The sequence below is a fragment of the Streptomyces sp. NPDC028305 genome, assembly GCF_055569495.1.
Genome location: NZ_JBVHTN010000003.1, coordinates 1,062,949 through 1,077,141 on the forward strand (window position 1 = coordinate 1,062,949; position 14,193 = coordinate 1,077,141).

Here is a 14,193-nt window from a genome sequence, read left to right on the forward strand (position 1 = left end):
TCACACCCTGCCACGGGCCGCAGCGCTCTCAATCATTCTCGGCATGTGCTAACTTTTTTTTGCATGTGCAGCATGTGCGGCAACATCCGCGGGGGTTCGCCATGAGCGCCCCGGCGCCCGGCGGCGAGCCCCGCGACCTCAGCGGCGACGAGTTGGTGCGCGTGCTGGCCACGCTGGCCAACCCGCACCGCCTGCGGGTCGTCGCCACGCTCGCGCGGGAGCGCAGGTATGTGAGCGAGCTGGCCCGCGCGCTGGGCATCAGCCGGGCGCTGCTCCAGGTCCATCTGCGCAAGCTGGAGGCGGCCGGGCTGGTGACGGCCCGGGTCGAGGTGTCGGAGGACGGCAAGGCCATGAAGTTCTACGAGGTCAGCCCGTTCGCGATCGAGCTGACGCCGGAGACCGTCGAGGCCGCGGAGCGGACGCTGACCCCGCCGGGCGACGGCCGGGGCGAGGAGACGAAGGGATCGCAGTGATGGACGGACACGACTGGACCGAGGTCGTGGGGGCCTTCGGCCTCTTCGCCCTGGTGACCACGGTGCTCACCACGGTCATCTGGCAGTTCGCGGCGACCCGGCGCGCGAAGGCCCAGGTGGTGCGGGAGCTGGAGTACCGCAAACTCGCCGAGAGCGCGACCGCCGTGCAGCAGGGCACGGAGGAGCGGCTGAAGGAGATCAGCGAGCGCCTGACCGAGATGCAGGTCCGGATGGATTCGCTGGAGCGGATCCTCCAGACCGTCGAATAGCCGGCCGGGTACCAACAGGCCCTGGGCCGTCGAGCGGCAACTCGACGGCCCAGGTGAAGGAAGAAGCATCACCTCGCCCGAGGGCGAGTTCTTGACGGATACGTCCCTTCGTGGAAAGGACAGCAGCTCATGCTGCGCAAAAGCAAGTCGCGGCAGAGGGCGGCCGGACCGGACCGGGGCGCGCTGGTGGAGCGCGTCGCCGGCCGGTCCGTCCGCCATCGCGCCCTGGCGATCGCGGGCTGGTTCGCGCTGGTGATCGTGGCGCTCCTGGCGAGCGCGGTCATGCCGGGCGATACGGCGGACAGCACCGACCCCGGAGATACGGGCCGCGCGGGCCGGGTGCTGGACGCCCAGCAGGTGTATCCGCGGCCCCAGGAGAACGTCCTCGTCCAGGCCCGTACGCCGGACGGGGCGCGGCCCTTCGCCGAGGACCCGGAGCTGCGGCGGGCCACCCAGGACCTGGTCGCGGCGCTGCGCCGCACGCCGGGCGCGGTGGCCGCGGTGCGCTCCCCGCTGGAGCGGGACGGCGGCCGGCTGGTGTCGAAGGACGGCCGCTCCGGCCTGGTCACCTTCGAGGTGGCGGGGCCCGTCGAGCAGACGGCCGAGCACTACGACGCCGCGACCGAGGCCGTGAAGACGGTGCAGGCCCGCCATCCGCGGGTGCGGCTGGCGCAGGCGGGCGACCGGAGCCTGTCGCGCGTGGTGGACGAGGGCATCAAGGACGACTTCAAGCGGGCCGAGTTCTTCTCGCTGCCGCTCACCGTGGTGATCCTGCTGGTGGTGTTCGGCTCGCTGGTCGCCGCCGCGATCCCGCTGCTGCTGGCGGCCACCACCGTCGTCGCGACCTTCGGCTTTCTCCAAGTGCTCGCCCACTGGGTGCCGGTGAACAGCGCCACGTCCTCCATGGTGCTGCTGATCGGCGTGGCGGTGGGTGTCGACTACTCGCTGTTCTATCTGCGCCGGGCACGCGAGGAGCGCGCGGCCGGGCACGGCGTCGAGGACGCGCTGCGGATCACGGCGCGCACCTCGGGGCGGGTGGTGGTGGTCTCGGGCCTGACGGTGATGCTGTGTCTGGGCGGGCTGCTGTTCACGGGTCTCGACAACTTCAAGGGGCTGACGACCGGCGCGGTGCTGGTGGTCGGGGTGGCGATGGTCGGCTCGGTGACCGTGCTGCCCGCCCTGCTGGCCACGCTGGGACACCGGGTGGACAAGGCGCGCATCCCGTGGGTGGGCCACCGCCGGACCACGGCGGACCGGTCCCGGGCCTGGGCGGCGGTGGCCCGCGCGGTGGTGCGGCGCCCGCTGGTGTGGGGCGGCGCGGCGGCGCTGGCGCTGCTGGTGCTCGCGCTGCCCGCGCTGGAGATGCGGCTCCAGGACGCCGCGGTGACCGACAGCCTGTCGCGGAAGGTGCCGACGGTGGACGCGGCGGCCCGTATGCAGGAGGCGTTCCCGGGCGCCCCGGCCCCGGCGCAGGTGGTGATCTGGGGGAAGAAGAACCCCGACGCCGTGGACGACCCGGCGGTACGGAGGGCGGTGGAGAGCCTGCACGAGCGGGCCGCGGCGAGCGACGGGGCGCTGAACGAGCCCATTTCGGCCACCAAGGTCGGCCGGGCGCTGGTGGTGCGGGTGCCGCTGGCGAGCTTCGGCACGGACGATGCGGCGAACCGGGCGCTGGAGACGCTGCGGAAGCGGACGCTGCCCGACGCGCTGGGCGAGGTGGCCAAGGCCGACGGCAGGACCGGGGGGATCGACGGGATCGGCGGGATCGACTACGCGGTCGCCGGCAAGACGGCCTTCGCGTACGACTTCACCCAGCGCATCATCGACCGCACGCCGTACGTCTTCGCCTTCGTGCTTCTGCTGGCCTTTGTCCTGCTGGTCGTCGCGTTCCGCTCACCGGCCGTCGCGCTGGTGTCGATCGTGCTGAACCTGCTGTCGATCGGGGCCGCTTACGGGGCGCTGACCTGGGTGTTCCAGGACGGCCACCTCAGTTCGGCGCTCGACTTCGCCCCGTACGGCGGAGTGATCGGCTGGCTGCCGCTGTTCATGTTCGTCATCCTCTTCGGGCTGAGCATGGACTACCACATCTTCGTCCTCAGCCGGATCCGCGAGCGCCGGCTGGCCGGGGCGGACGCGCGGGAGGCGGTGGTGGGGGGCATCGCGTCCGGTGCGGGCGTGGTCACCAGCGCGGCCGTCATCATGACCGCCGCCTTCAGCGTCTTCGTCGTGCTGTCCGCGATCGAGTACAAGATGATGGGCGTCGGGCTGGCGGTGGCCATCCTCATCGACGCGACGCTGGTGCGCGGGGTGCTGCTGCCCGCCGCGATCGCCCTGCTCGGGCGGCGGGCGTTCCAGGGGTCACCCCAGGGGCCCGATCACGCCGCGCGCGACGTGCCGGTAGACGATCAAGCTGCGGACGTCGCCGCGGCACGCTCCCGACAGCTCAGCTGATCCGGTTCTCCGCGTCCGCCTGCGCGGCGTCGAGCGCCGCCGTCAGCCGCTCCAGGCGGGCGCGCAGATCGACCGCTTCCTTCGGGTCCAGGCCGCTGGCCTGGATGATCTGAAGCGGCACGGTCCGGGCGGCCTCCCGCAGCGCCTCGCCCTCGGCCGTCAGCCGGACCGTCACCGAGCGCTCGTCGTGGAGGCTGCGCTCGCGCTGGACGAGGCCGGCCGACTGGAGCCGCTTGAGGAGCGGCGAGAGGGTACCCGAGTCCAGGCGCAGAAACTCCCCGAGCTTCTTGACCGCCATCTCGCCGTGCTCCCACAGCACCAGCATCACCAGGTACTGCGGATAGGTCAGCTCGGTGTCGCGCAGCACGCGCCGGTAGACGGTGCCGAAGGCGCGCGAGGCGGCGTGCAGGGCGAAGCAGAGCTGGAGGTCGAGGCGGAGCAGGTCGTCGGCGGCTTCACTCGGGGCCGGTTCGGGGGCCGGGGCTGGGGCCGGGCCGGTCTGTTGTGACATGTATCTAGGGTACCTCTTAGTTGTGCACAACTTAATCGTGTGCTCTACTTCTGTCATGACGGAGCGCACGACCGCGCACCGCAGGACCTCGAAAGGGATGGTCTCCATGGACGCGCTCTACACCGCCGTGGCCACCGCCAACGGACGCGACGGCCGGGCGGTGAGCTCCGACAAGCAGCTGGACCTGGCGCTGGCCATGCCGCCGGAGCTGGGCGGCAGCGGCAAGGGCACCAACCCCGAGCAGCTGTTCGCCGCGGGCTACGCGGCCTGCTTCGCCAGCGCGCTCGGGCTCGTCGGGCGCCAGGCCAAGGTCGACACCAAGGACATCTCGGTCACCGCCGAGGTCGGCATCGGCAAGGACGAGTCGGACGGCGGCTTCGGACTGAAGGTCACGCTCCGCGTCGAGCTGCCCGAGGAGCTGGAGGGCGAGACCGGCCGCGGCCTGGTCGAGCAGGCGCACCAGGTGTGCCCGTACTCGAAGGCGACCCGGGGCAACATCGCCGTCGAGCTGATCGCCGAGTAGTCACCCGGCGGCCGGCCGCGGCCACGGCCATAGCGCCTACGCGGCCGGCACCACGCCCTCGGCACCCTCAAGGTTCTCCGCCATGCGGCGGAGCACGCCCACGGTGGCGAGGTACTCGTCGTCCGTCACCCCGTCGGTGATCCGCCGCCGGGCGGCTCCGATCCGTTCCGCCACCGCGGCATGGCCTTCGACGCCGGGCGGGGTGAGCGCGTACGGGCCCTCGGCGCCCTCCCGGGCGACCCAGCCCCGGCGCTCGAGATCGCCCAGGACCTCGTCGAGCGTGACCGCACCCTCGCCCCAGAAGGGGCGCAGCGCCGCGGTGAGTTCCACCCTGGACTTGGGACCTTCCGCCAGCGTGTTCAGCACCTGCCAGTGGCGCCGGACGAGGCCGCTGTCGCTCAGGGTGCGCTCGAAATCGGCCTCGATCAGGCCGTCCAGGCGCTTGAGCCAGTATCCGATCGGCTTCATGGCCTTCCCCTCCGCAGATGCATGTAAAATTGCAACTAGATGTTCTTGATTATGCATGGGGGTGTGATGGCCGACAACCGAGAACCCGTGGACGACGTCGAGCGGGCCATGGTCGCCATCCGGCGCAGCCAGAGCAGGCGCTCGCTGGCGCGGCTCGCCGATGGCGCGGCGGCGAAGGGCGCCGCCTTCGACGTACTGGACGCGATCGAGGCGGCGGAGCAGAGCGGCGCGCCGGCCACGGTCTCCGATGTCGCCGCCGCCCTGGCCGTCGACCAGCCCCGCGCCAGCAAGCTGGTCGCGGGGGCGGTCGGGGCCGGGCTGGTGCGGCGGGAGGCCGACCAGGCCGACGGGCGGCGCGCCCTGCTGGTCATGACCGAGGCGGGGCGCGCCATGACGGACGAGGTCCGGCGGTTCCGGCGGTCCGTGTTCGCGGAGGCGATGGCCGACTGGCCGGAGGCGGACCGGACCGAGTTCGCGCGGCTGCTCACGGACTTCGTCGGCGCGCTCGGCAGGCGGCGCTGAGCGGAGAGCGGAGGAAAGCCGGGCGTCAGCAGGTCGTGGGCGTGGCGTGTTCCGGGTCGAGGGCGTTGGCCGCTTCATGGAAGGCGACCCGGTCGGTCATGGCGATGGTGACGTGCTCGGACAGATCGCTCGGACACAGGTCCTGGACCACGACGTTCTTGACGTCGGACCCGGTCAGGAACTGGGCACGGTAGGGCGTGGCCACCTCGTCGTACTTGGTGGAGATGACGATGTAGCGCACTCCGGGGACGGTGTCGCCGCCCTCGTTGAGACGCGTGAGGAAGTCCGACCCGACCACCTGGTCCGTCAGCCCGGGCGTGTGCCTGGCGAGGACGTCCGCCGCGCCCGGGAAGTAGTCGAGCAGCCTGGTGAGCCCGGACAGGGTGGTCCCGTGGTTGGTGGGCGCGATCCCGACCAGCGCGTTCACCTTGGCCGCGCCGCCGAGGAACTTCAGGTAGTAGCGGGGCATCATCCCGCCCTGGGAGTGGCCGACGATATCGGCCTTGGCCGCGCCGGTGGCGGTGCGCACCCGGTCGACGTAGGCGGACAGCTGCTGCGCCGACTCGTCGATCGGGCCGAGGCCGTAGAAGACGGGCACGCCGGGCAGCTTGCCGTAGTCGAGGGAGAAGACGCAGTAGCCGCGGTCGACCAGGTACGGGGCGAAGCCGAGCCAGTTGTCGACCGAGTTGCCGAGGGTGCCGTGCACGAGGACGACGGGGCGGGGGTGCTGGGCGGACGGCTTGCACGAGTAGTCGTTCCAGCCACTGCTCGTCGCGCTCTGCGCGGCGGCGGTGTCGCCGGGCGCGGCGGTCGCGGCGGCGGGCGCCATCGCCGCCGCGACCGCCAGGGCCAGGGCGGGCAGTGACCTACGGAGCGAACGGATACGCCTCCAGTGCAACATCACATGAACTCCTCGCAGGTGGGGGAGAGTTGCGCTGACTGTGCGCTCTGCGATCCGGATCACAGGGGTGTCGCGTCCGCCTAAATTACGCGCGAGTAGCAAACGCATCCAGCCGTCCGCCGGTGAAGAAACCCTCACCCATTCCCTACGGAACGTCCAGGAACGCGGTGATGACGGAGGCCGTGTCGGAGGCTGTGTCGGAGGGCTGGCGTACAGTCGAAGGCACGTGATCAAGCGGCGCGACTGGGGGACACTGATGAGTCCGGAGGACCTGGTGGAGGTCTCGTCCGAGGCCGAGCTGCGGGAGCTGGTCGGCGAGCCCAACGAGCAGGCGGCCAACAAGTCCCGCCCCGCGCTGCACGAGCTGGACCGGCGGTGGCTGGCCCGGTCGCCGTTCTGTCTGATCGCCACCTCGGACGCCGAGGGGCGGTGCGACGTCTCCCCCAAGGGCGACCCCGCCGGCTTCACGCTCGTGCTCGACGACACGACCATCGCGATCCCGGACCGCCCGGGCAACAAGCGGATGGACGGCTTTCGGAATGTGCTCGCCAATCCGCATGTCGGGCTGATCTATGTGCTGCCCGGGCGCGGAGACACGCTCCGGATCAACGGCCGGGCGCGGCTGCTCCGTGACGCCCCGTTCTTCGACGACATGGTGGTCAAGGGCAACCGCCCGCGGCTCGCCCTCCTCGTCGAGATCGAGGAGGTCTTCCACCACTGCACCAAGGCGTTTCTGCGCTCGGAGCTCTGGAAGCCGGAGACCTGGCGCCCGGACGAGATGCCGTCGAGGCCCCAGATCTGCAAGGCGCTCGAAAGGCCGGACGCCCCCCTGGAGTCGCTGGAGGAGTACTACGGCCCGCGCTACGCGGAGCGGCTCTACGGCTGAGACTTATCCCGTATGTGCGTACGGGCCAAGTCCTAGCCGAGGGTCCACTTCCCCGTGCGTTTGTCGTCGCGCGCTCCTGCCGCGATCTCCGTGTCGATGACCTTCGCCCCGATGGAGCAGCGACCCTCGTTCCTCACCAGGGGTCGAATCCCCCGGCCGGCCGTATCGCCCGCTCGCCGAAGCGGGCCCGCGCCCGGTCGACGGCGGCCTCGATACGGCGGGCCTTGTCGTCCGTGGGGTCGAATGTCAGCTGGTGGGAGGCCAGTTCGGCGGCGGTCAGCCCCTCGGCGCGCAGCGCCAGGGACCGCACCCGGGCCCGCTGTAGCCCGAGCGCGGCGTGCAGGGCGTACGCGGTGGCGGTCAGCGCCGGGGTGTGGGCGGTCGGCTCGGCCAGGGTCCGGCTGCGGGTGGTCGTGGAGCGGTCGGCGTATCGGACGGTGAGCGTGAGGGTGCGGGCGACCTGCCCGCTGGTGCGCAGCCGGGTGCCGAGCCGGTCCGCGAGGGTGAGCAGCGCGCGGCGTCTGCGCTCCGGGTTCAGCTCGTCGTGGCCGAAGCGGTGTTCGGCGGCCATGGAGCGGGCCGGGGCGTTCGGGGTGACGGGGACGGGGTCGATTCCGCGCGCCCAGTCGTGCACCCGGCGCGCGGTGGCCGCGCCGAGGATCCGGCGCAGGGTGGGCAGCGGCACAGCGGCGATCCGGGCGGCGCTGTCGAGGCCGTACGAGCACAGGGTGCGGGCGGTCGCCTGGCCGACGCCGGGCAGGGCGGTGGGGGGCTTGTCGGCGAGGAAGGCGGCGACCGCGTCCGGGTCGTCGGGGACGGTACGGACCGCGCCCGAGGAGCTTCCGGACCCGGCGCCGTGCGCGCCGGAGGGGCCGGGCGCGCCGGAGGGGCCGGGCGCGCCGGAGGGGCCGGGCGCGCCGCCGGACGACCGGCCGGATCGGCCGGGCCCGGCGGGCCCGCCGGGTCGGGTGTCCTGCGCGGCCATGCGGGCGAGCAGCGGGTTGGCGGCGACGCCGACGGTGCAGTCGACGCCGTACCGGGCCAGCGCCCGGACCCGTACGATCTCCGCCAGCCCGGCCGCGTCCCGGTCGAAGTAGCGCAGCGCGCCGGCGACATCGGCGAGCGCCGCGTCGGGCGGCACCGCCTCGACGACGGGGGTCACCTCGGCGAGCAGGGCGAGCAGGCCCTCGTAGGTGTCCGCGCCGATGGCCTCCGCCGCTCGCTCGGCGGGGTGGAAACACACATACAGCACATGCGGTTGCTCATTGCTCGGTCGGGGAGTCATCCCGCGCTCCCTGGGCTGGAGTGCCACAGCTTGCGGCCGGTGGCGGCCTGTTCGCCCGCGGGCCGGAGGTCGGCCCACGGGTGCATGGCGTAGCCGGTGGGCAGGTGGATGCGGCGCCCGGAGTCGCCGCCGGGCTCGCTCCCGGCTTCGGCCTCCGCGCCGGCCGGGGCCCCGGCGGGGGCACCGGGCTCGGGCTCCGCCCGGCCCGCGCCCGCGAGTTCGGCGGCGACCGCCTCCAGGCCGCCCTCGCGCCGGAGTTCGGCCAGCTCGGCGAGGTTCCAGACCGCCGAGCCCACGACGCTGAGGCTGCGCGGCCCGCGCCGCTGGACCACGCCGCGCACCAGCAGCAGCCAGGAGTGGAAGACGGTGTGCGCGCACGCGGCGTGGCTGTCGTCGAAGAAGGCGCAGTCGACCAGCCCCGTGCCGTCGTCGAGCGTGGTGAAGATGACGCGCCGCCCCGAGCGGATCGGCGGGGTCTGGGTGGCGGCCTTGGCCCCGGCGACCAGCACGGTCTCGCCGTGCCGCGCCTCGCGGAGCCGCTTGGCCGGGACCGCGCCCAGCTCCTCCAGGAAGGCCCCGTGGTCGCCCATCAGATGGCGCGAGACGTCCATGCCGAGGATGCCGAGCTCGGCGCCGAGGCGTTCGTCCGCGTCGAGGTCGGGCAGCCCGGCAGGGGCGGGCGGCGCGGTCTCGGCCAGCGGGAGCTGGCCCTCACCGGTGCCGTCGCGCCGGGCGCCCCGCTGCTGCCGGTGCAGTTCGGCGATCTGGAGCAGCAGGTCGCGGCGGCCGGTGCCGAACGCGTCCAACGCGCCGACCTGGGCGAGCCGTTCGGCGACCGGCCGCCCGGGGTGGGCGCGCCGCCACAGGTCCTGGAGCGAGGAGTACGGCTGCCCGGCCGCGATCCGCGCGGTTTCGGCCTCGCTGATGCCGTGGACGTCGCTCAGCGCGAGCCGGATCCCGAAGTCCGCGCCCGTCGCCCGGGCCGACCGCCCGGCCGGATCCCCGCCTGACCCTCCATTACCAGACATCAGTTCGATTCGATAATCCGCGCCCGACCGGTTCACATCCAGCGGCAGAATCGGCACCCCGCGCCGCCGCGCGTCCGCCAGCAGCAGCCGCTTCGGGTACATCCCGGGGTCGTGGGTGAGCACCCCCGCGTAGAAGGCCGCCGGGTGGTGCGCCTTGAGCCAGGCGGACTGGTAGGTCGGCACCGCGAAGGCCACGGCGTGCGCCTTGCAGAAGCCGTACGACCCGAACGCCTCCACGATCTCCCAGGTGCGCTCCAGCACCTCCGGCCGGTAGCCGCGGTTCGCCGCCTCCGCGTGGAACCAGGCCCGCACCCGCCCCTGCCGCTCGGGGTTGGACAGCGCGCGCCGCGCCTCGTCGGCGAGGTCCCGCTCGCAGCCGGTCATGATCGACAGGATCTTGATGATCTGCTCGTGGAAGACGACCACGCCATAGGTCTCGCGCAGCGCGTCCTCCAGGTCCGGATGCGGATAGCGGGGCGGCTTGCGGCCGTGCCGCGCCTCGATGAAGGGGCGCACCATGTCGGCCGCGACCGGGCCGGGACGGAACAGCGAGATGTCGACCACGAGGTCGTGGAAGGAGGTGGGCTGAAGCCGGCCGAGGAGATCGCGCTGGCCGGGCGACTCGATCTGGAAGCAGCCCAGCGTCTCGGTGGAGCGGATCAGGTCGTAGGTCGCCGGGTCGTTCGGCCGCACCACCTCGGGGTCGTCCAGGTCCAGCGGCCGGCCCGTGGCCCGCGCCACCTCCGCGGCCGCGTGCGCCATCGAGGACTGCATCCGCACCCCGAGGACATCGAGCTTGAGCAGCCCGAGATCCTCGACGTCGTCCTTGTCGAACTGCGACATGGGGAAGCCCTCGCCGCTGGTGGGCACGACGGGCGTACGGGCCCGCAGCCCGGCGTCGGAGAGCAGCACCCCGCAGGGGTGCATGGCGATGCCGCGGGGCAGCCCGTCCAGCGCCTCGACCAGCTCCCAGAGCCTGCCGTAACGTTCCTGCTCGGCGGCCACCGCGCGCAGCTCGGGCAGTTCGGCGAGCGCCGCGCGCGCGTCGCGGGCGCGAATGTGCGGGAAGGACTTGGCGAGCCGGTCCACCTCGGCCGGGTCCATACCGAGGGCCGCGCCCACGTCCCGTACGGCGTGGCGCACCCGGTAGGTCTCGGGCATCGAGACGGTCGCGACCCGCTCCGCCCCGAAGCGGTCGAAGATCGCGCGGTAGACCTCCAGGCGGCGCGCGGACTCGACGTCGATGTCGATGTCGGGCAGCGCGGCCCGCCGCACCGACAGGAAGCGCTCCATCAGCAGGCCGTTCGCGACGGGGTCGGCGTGCGCGATGCCGAGCAGGTGGTTGACGAACGAGCCCGCGCCCGAGCCGCGGGCGGCCACCCGGATGCCGAGCGTGCGGGTGTCGTCGACGACCTGGGCGACGGTGAGGAAGTACGAGGCGAAGCCGAGCCGCTCGATGGTGCGCAGCTCGTTCTCCAGCCGCCCCCACCGCTCGTGGTCGCGGTCGTAGCCGCGCAGCACCATGGCGGCGTCGCAGCGCGAGCGCAGCACCCGCTCGGCGCTCCGGTGCCCGGCCCCGACCAGATGCGGCTCGGGGAAGTGGATGCTGCCGAGGCCGATGTGGTCCTCGGGGTCGACGCGGCACTCGGCGGCGGTGCGCTCGGTCTCCTCCAGCAGCCGGTACGCGGCGTCCCGCCGCCCTCCCGCGGCCTCCGCGATCTTCTCGGCGATCCGCGCCATGTCCCGCGGGCCCTTGAGCCAGCGCTCGCCGCTGTCGAGCGCCGCGGGGTCGCGCGGGTCGATCGGGACCAGCCTGCGGGCGGCGTCCAGCACATCGGCGACCGGGCCCTGCTCCGGGTCGGCGTACCGTACGGCGTTGCTCAGCACGGCCCGTACGCCCTGGTCGGCGGCGAAGCCGACGGTACGGGCGGCGAGCCGCAGCGAGCCGGGGCCGGTGCCGGTACGGCCGTGCCACACGGCCTCCAGGCGCAGCGCGTCGCCGAACAGCTCGCGCCAGGGGGCGATCAGCTGCTCGGCCCGGTCGGGGCGCCCGGCGGCCAGGGCCCGGCCGACGTCGGAGTCCGGGCCGAGGAGCACGGTGAGCGGGGCGAGGGCGGTGGCGCCGCCGCCGCTTTCGAGGTCCGGCCAGTGCAGCAGGGGGTGCGCGGCGCCGCCCGGGCGGGCTCCCGCGTGGGCTTCGGTATGGATTCCCGCGCGGGTTTCCGCGTGCGCGGCGGAGACCAGCCCGCACAGCGCGGCCCAGCCTGCCGCGCCGTCCCGCGCGAGGAACACCGCGCGGGGCGCGGACTCGTCGATGAACGCCCCGCCGCGCACCGGCGTGCGCCGCCGGACCGTACGCCCCGGCTCCGGGGACCGCGCCAGTACGGCGAGGTCCACCCCGAAGAGCGGCCGCACCCCTGCGGCCGCGCTCGCCTTGGCGAACCGGACCGCCCCGGCGAGGCCGTCGCGGTCGGTCAGCGCGATCGCGTCCATGTCGCGCTCGGCGGCACGCTGAGCCAGCCGCTCCGGGTGGGCGGCCCCGTACCGCATGGAGAACCCGGAGGCGGTGTGCAGATGCGTGAACCCTGGCATCCACACCTCCCACTGCTGTGTCGCACCCCCTGCCGTCCCTGCTCACCACGCGGCGGAGCCGCACGAGTGCAGCCCCCGGCCCCACCTTAAACCAATTCTCGAACACTCGTGCGAAATGGAGCGCCTCCCGCGTGACCTGCGGAAATGACACCTCTCCCCTTTCACCATAAAGGACTTAAACCCCAATAACCCCATAACGCGCAATGGCTTGCCCATACCGGCCCGGTGGCCGACCGCGTAAGGTCACCGCCATGACCGACCGACCCGGCAACCCCACGGAATCCGGTGACGGCAGCCTGCTCGGCCTGCTGCGGGAGCAGCGCACCGGCGCGCTCGTCACCCTCAAGCGCGACGGCCGCCCCCAGCTGTCGAATGTCGCCTTCGCCTACGACCCCGCGGCGCACCTCATCCGCATCTCGGTCACCGACGGCCGCGCCAAGACCCGCAATCTGCGCCGTGATCCGCGCGCGAGCTTCTACGTCACCAGCGGTGACCGCTACTCCTACCTGGTCGCCGAGGGAGACGCCGAGCTGACCCCGGTCGCGGCCGACCCCCACGACGCCACCGCCGACGAGCTGGTCGAGGTCTACCGCGCCGTCGCGGGCGAGCACCCGGACTGGGAGGAGTTCCGCGCGGCGATGGTCGCCGAGGGGCGGCTGGTGGTCCGGCTGCGGGCCCAGCGGGCGTACGGGTGGGGCCGGGAGAGCGGCCCGCTGAGCGGCCCGGTCGGCGGCTAGCCCACGGCCGGGGGCTTGAGCCTGCGGCGGACTCCCCTCCCCGCCCCTTCCCACAACCGGGGCTCTGCCCCAGGGCCCAGGGTCCGGGGGCCGGAAGCCCCCGCCCCGCGGCGGAGCCGCGCATCGGCTGGAACCGGGAAGGGGCGGGGAGGGAAAAATCCGCCGCCCTACGGGCGCAGGATGAGCTTGCCCCGGGTGTGACCGGTCTCGCTCTGCTCGTGGGCCTTCGCGGCGTCGGCGAGCGGGAAGCTCTGGGCGATGAGCAACCGCAACCGGCCGGCGGCGGCGAGTCGGGCGTGGTCGGCGAGGGCCTCGGCGGAGCGGTCGCCGCCTCCGGAGAAGGTGACACCGAGATCCGCGGCCTGGATGTCGGCGATGGTGACGATGCGGTCGGTCGTGCCGCCGCGCAGCTCGATCGACACGGGCAGGGCGCCTTGACCCGCCGCGTCGTAGACGGCGTCGATGCCGCCCGGGGCGGCGGCGCGGACCCGGTCCGCGAGACCCTCGCCGTAGGCGACGGGGATGGCGCCGAGCGAGCGCAGATAGTCGTGGTTGGCGGGCGAGGCGGTGCCGATGACGGTGGCGCCCCGGGCCACGGCGAGCTGGACGCCGACTGCCCCGACCACGCCGGCGGCCCCGTGCAGCAGCAGGGTCTCGCCGTCCGTCAACTGGAGGAGGTCGAGGACGCGCGCCGAGGTCTCGGCGGCCACGGGCAGCGCGGCGGCGGACTCCCAGTCGAGGTCGGCCGGTTTGGGGGCGACGACGGTGGCCAGGGCGTATGTGGCGTAGGACCCGGTGTCGGTCCAGCCCAGCACCTCGTCGCCCACGGACAGTCCGGTGACCCCGGCACCGACCTCGTCGACGACCCCGGACGCCTCCTGGCCGGGGATCGCCGGGAACTCGGCGGGGCCCATCTGGGGCATCCAGCCACGGCGGATCTTGTAGTCGAGGGGGTTCACGGCCGCGGCCATGACCTTCAGCCGGACCTGCCCGGGGCCCGGGTGCGGCTCCGCCATCTCCTTGAGCCGCAGCACCTCGGGGCCGCCGTACTCCTCGTAGACGATCGCCTTCATATCTCTCACTCCAGGAATTCGCGGATTCGGATCAGGATTCGGATCAACAACTCCATGCTCGGACCTGGCCGAAAGACCAGGCAGGACACGGAGCGTGCTGATGACGCCGGCGGCCATGGGCCTCACCGCCGCAGTGGAGGTGCGCAAGGCGCCCCCCGACCAGATTCCGCCGCGCCTGCCCGCCGCGCTCGCCGAGGCGATTCCGCACCGCGCGCGGTGGCCGAGCCGTCCAGCGATCTGGCCGCCGCGCACCGGGAGTGGACGGCCTCGGAGGCCGTGCCGGGGCCGCTGGTCCAGTCGCGGGCGGTGGCCCCGGCGCAGACCGTGCCCTGCTCGGCGTGTTGCGCAGGCGCGAGCCGGACGACCCCACCGCCCGGGCCCGGGCGGTCGACCCGGCCGACGCCGCCCCGGTGGATTCCGGTCGAGCCGATCCGGCCGGGGCCGGACCCCCGCCACGCGGTCCCGGCCAGGCCA

General features: G+C 73.4%; 13 protein-coding genes. 7 read left to right on the forward strand and 6 right to left on the reverse strand.

What is annotated here, in order from left to right; all coding sequences use genetic code 11:
* Positions 1-101: 101 nt before the first annotated feature.
* From ACZ4WQ_RS15865 to ACZ4WQ_RS15875, 3 genes are all read left to right on the forward strand, one after another.
* A complete protein-coding gene (locus ACZ4WQ_RS15865; RefSeq protein WP_311725106.1) occupies positions 102-473 on the forward strand; it encodes an ArsR/SmtB family transcription factor in 372 nt (123 codons plus the stop codon).
* Entirely contained in the window at positions 473-742 is a 270-nt protein-coding gene (locus tag ACZ4WQ_RS15870; RefSeq protein ID WP_361184926.1) for a hypothetical protein, read from the forward strand. Before ACZ4WQ_RS15865 ends, ACZ4WQ_RS15870 begins: the two co-directional genes overlap by 1 nt.
* 129 nt (positions 743-871) lie before the next feature.
* Positions 872-3,193: an MMPL family transporter gene (locus tag ACZ4WQ_RS15875; RefSeq protein ID WP_398376709.1), complete on the forward strand. Its 2,322-nt coding sequence runs from the start codon at positions 872-874 to the stop codon at positions 3,191-3,193.
* Here the strand turns inward: ACZ4WQ_RS15875 and ACZ4WQ_RS15880 are convergent.
* The gene (locus tag ACZ4WQ_RS15880) at positions 3,186-3,704 is read right to left on the reverse strand and encodes a MarR family winged helix-turn-helix transcriptional regulator (protein WP_311725103.1); all 519 of its coding nucleotides are present in this window, start codon (positions 3,702-3,704) and stop codon (positions 3,186-3,188) included. The genes ACZ4WQ_RS15875 and ACZ4WQ_RS15880 overlap by 8 nt on opposite strands.
* 106 nt (positions 3,705-3,810) lie before the next feature.
* Here ACZ4WQ_RS15880 and ACZ4WQ_RS15885 point away from each other — a divergent pair, with 106 nt between their 5' ends.
* Positions 3,811-4,227: an organic hydroperoxide resistance protein gene (locus ACZ4WQ_RS15885; protein ID WP_311725326.1), complete on the forward strand. Its 417-nt coding sequence runs from the start codon at positions 3,811-3,813 to the stop codon at positions 4,225-4,227.
* Positions 4,228-4,263: 36 nt separating this feature from the next.
* Here the strand turns inward: ACZ4WQ_RS15885 and ACZ4WQ_RS15890 are convergent, their stop codons facing one another.
* A complete protein-coding gene (locus tag ACZ4WQ_RS15890; RefSeq protein ID WP_361184920.1) occupies positions 4,264-4,695 on the reverse strand; it encodes a MarR family winged helix-turn-helix transcriptional regulator in 432 nt (143 codons plus the stop codon).
* A gap of 66 nt (positions 4,696-4,761) precedes the next feature.
* Between ACZ4WQ_RS15890 and ACZ4WQ_RS15895 the strand changes: the two genes are divergently transcribed.
* A complete protein-coding gene (locus ACZ4WQ_RS15895) occupies positions 4,762-5,217 on the forward strand; it encodes a MarR family winged helix-turn-helix transcriptional regulator (RefSeq protein WP_398376708.1) in 456 nt (151 codons plus the stop codon).
* 25 nt (positions 5,218-5,242) lie between these two features.
* On the opposite strand, the gene ACZ4WQ_RS15900 is transcribed toward ACZ4WQ_RS15895, so the two are convergent.
* Positions 5,243-6,118: an esterase/lipase family protein gene (locus tag ACZ4WQ_RS15900; protein ID WP_398376707.1), complete on the reverse strand. Its 876-nt coding sequence runs from the start codon at positions 6,116-6,118 to the stop codon at positions 5,243-5,245.
* 256 nt (positions 6,119-6,374) lie between these two features.
* Here ACZ4WQ_RS15900 and ACZ4WQ_RS15905 point away from each other — a divergent pair, with 256 nt between their 5' ends.
* A complete protein-coding gene (locus tag ACZ4WQ_RS15905) occupies positions 6,375-7,004 on the forward strand; it encodes a pyridoxamine 5'-phosphate oxidase family protein (protein WP_398376828.1) in 630 nt (209 codons plus the stop codon).
* Positions 7,005-7,137: 133 nt separating this feature from the next.
* Here the strand turns inward: ACZ4WQ_RS15905 and ACZ4WQ_RS15910 are convergent, their stop codons facing one another.
* A complete protein-coding gene (locus ACZ4WQ_RS15910; RefSeq protein ID WP_398376706.1) occupies positions 7,138-8,289 on the reverse strand; it encodes a DNA polymerase Y family protein in 1,152 nt (383 codons plus the stop codon).
* Entirely contained in the window at positions 8,286-11,909 is a 3,624-nt protein-coding gene (locus ACZ4WQ_RS15915) for a DNA polymerase III subunit alpha (RefSeq protein WP_398376704.1), read from the reverse strand. The genes ACZ4WQ_RS15910 and ACZ4WQ_RS15915 overlap by 4 nt, the downstream gene beginning before the upstream one ends.
* Positions 11,910-12,160: 251 nt before the next feature.
* Between ACZ4WQ_RS15915 and ACZ4WQ_RS15920 the strand changes: the two genes are divergently transcribed.
* On the forward strand, positions 12,161-12,646 hold the full coding sequence (locus ACZ4WQ_RS15920) for a PPOX class F420-dependent oxidoreductase (RefSeq protein WP_311725096.1): 486 nt from the start codon (positions 12,161-12,163) through the stop codon (positions 12,644-12,646).
* Positions 12,647-12,813: 167 nt separating this feature from the next.
* Here ACZ4WQ_RS15920 and ACZ4WQ_RS15925 read toward each other — a convergent pair whose 3' ends face one another.
* A complete protein-coding gene (locus tag ACZ4WQ_RS15925; protein WP_311725095.1) occupies positions 12,814-13,719 on the reverse strand; it encodes an NADP-dependent oxidoreductase in 906 nt (301 codons plus the stop codon).
* Positions 13,720-14,193: the final 474 nt, after the last annotated feature.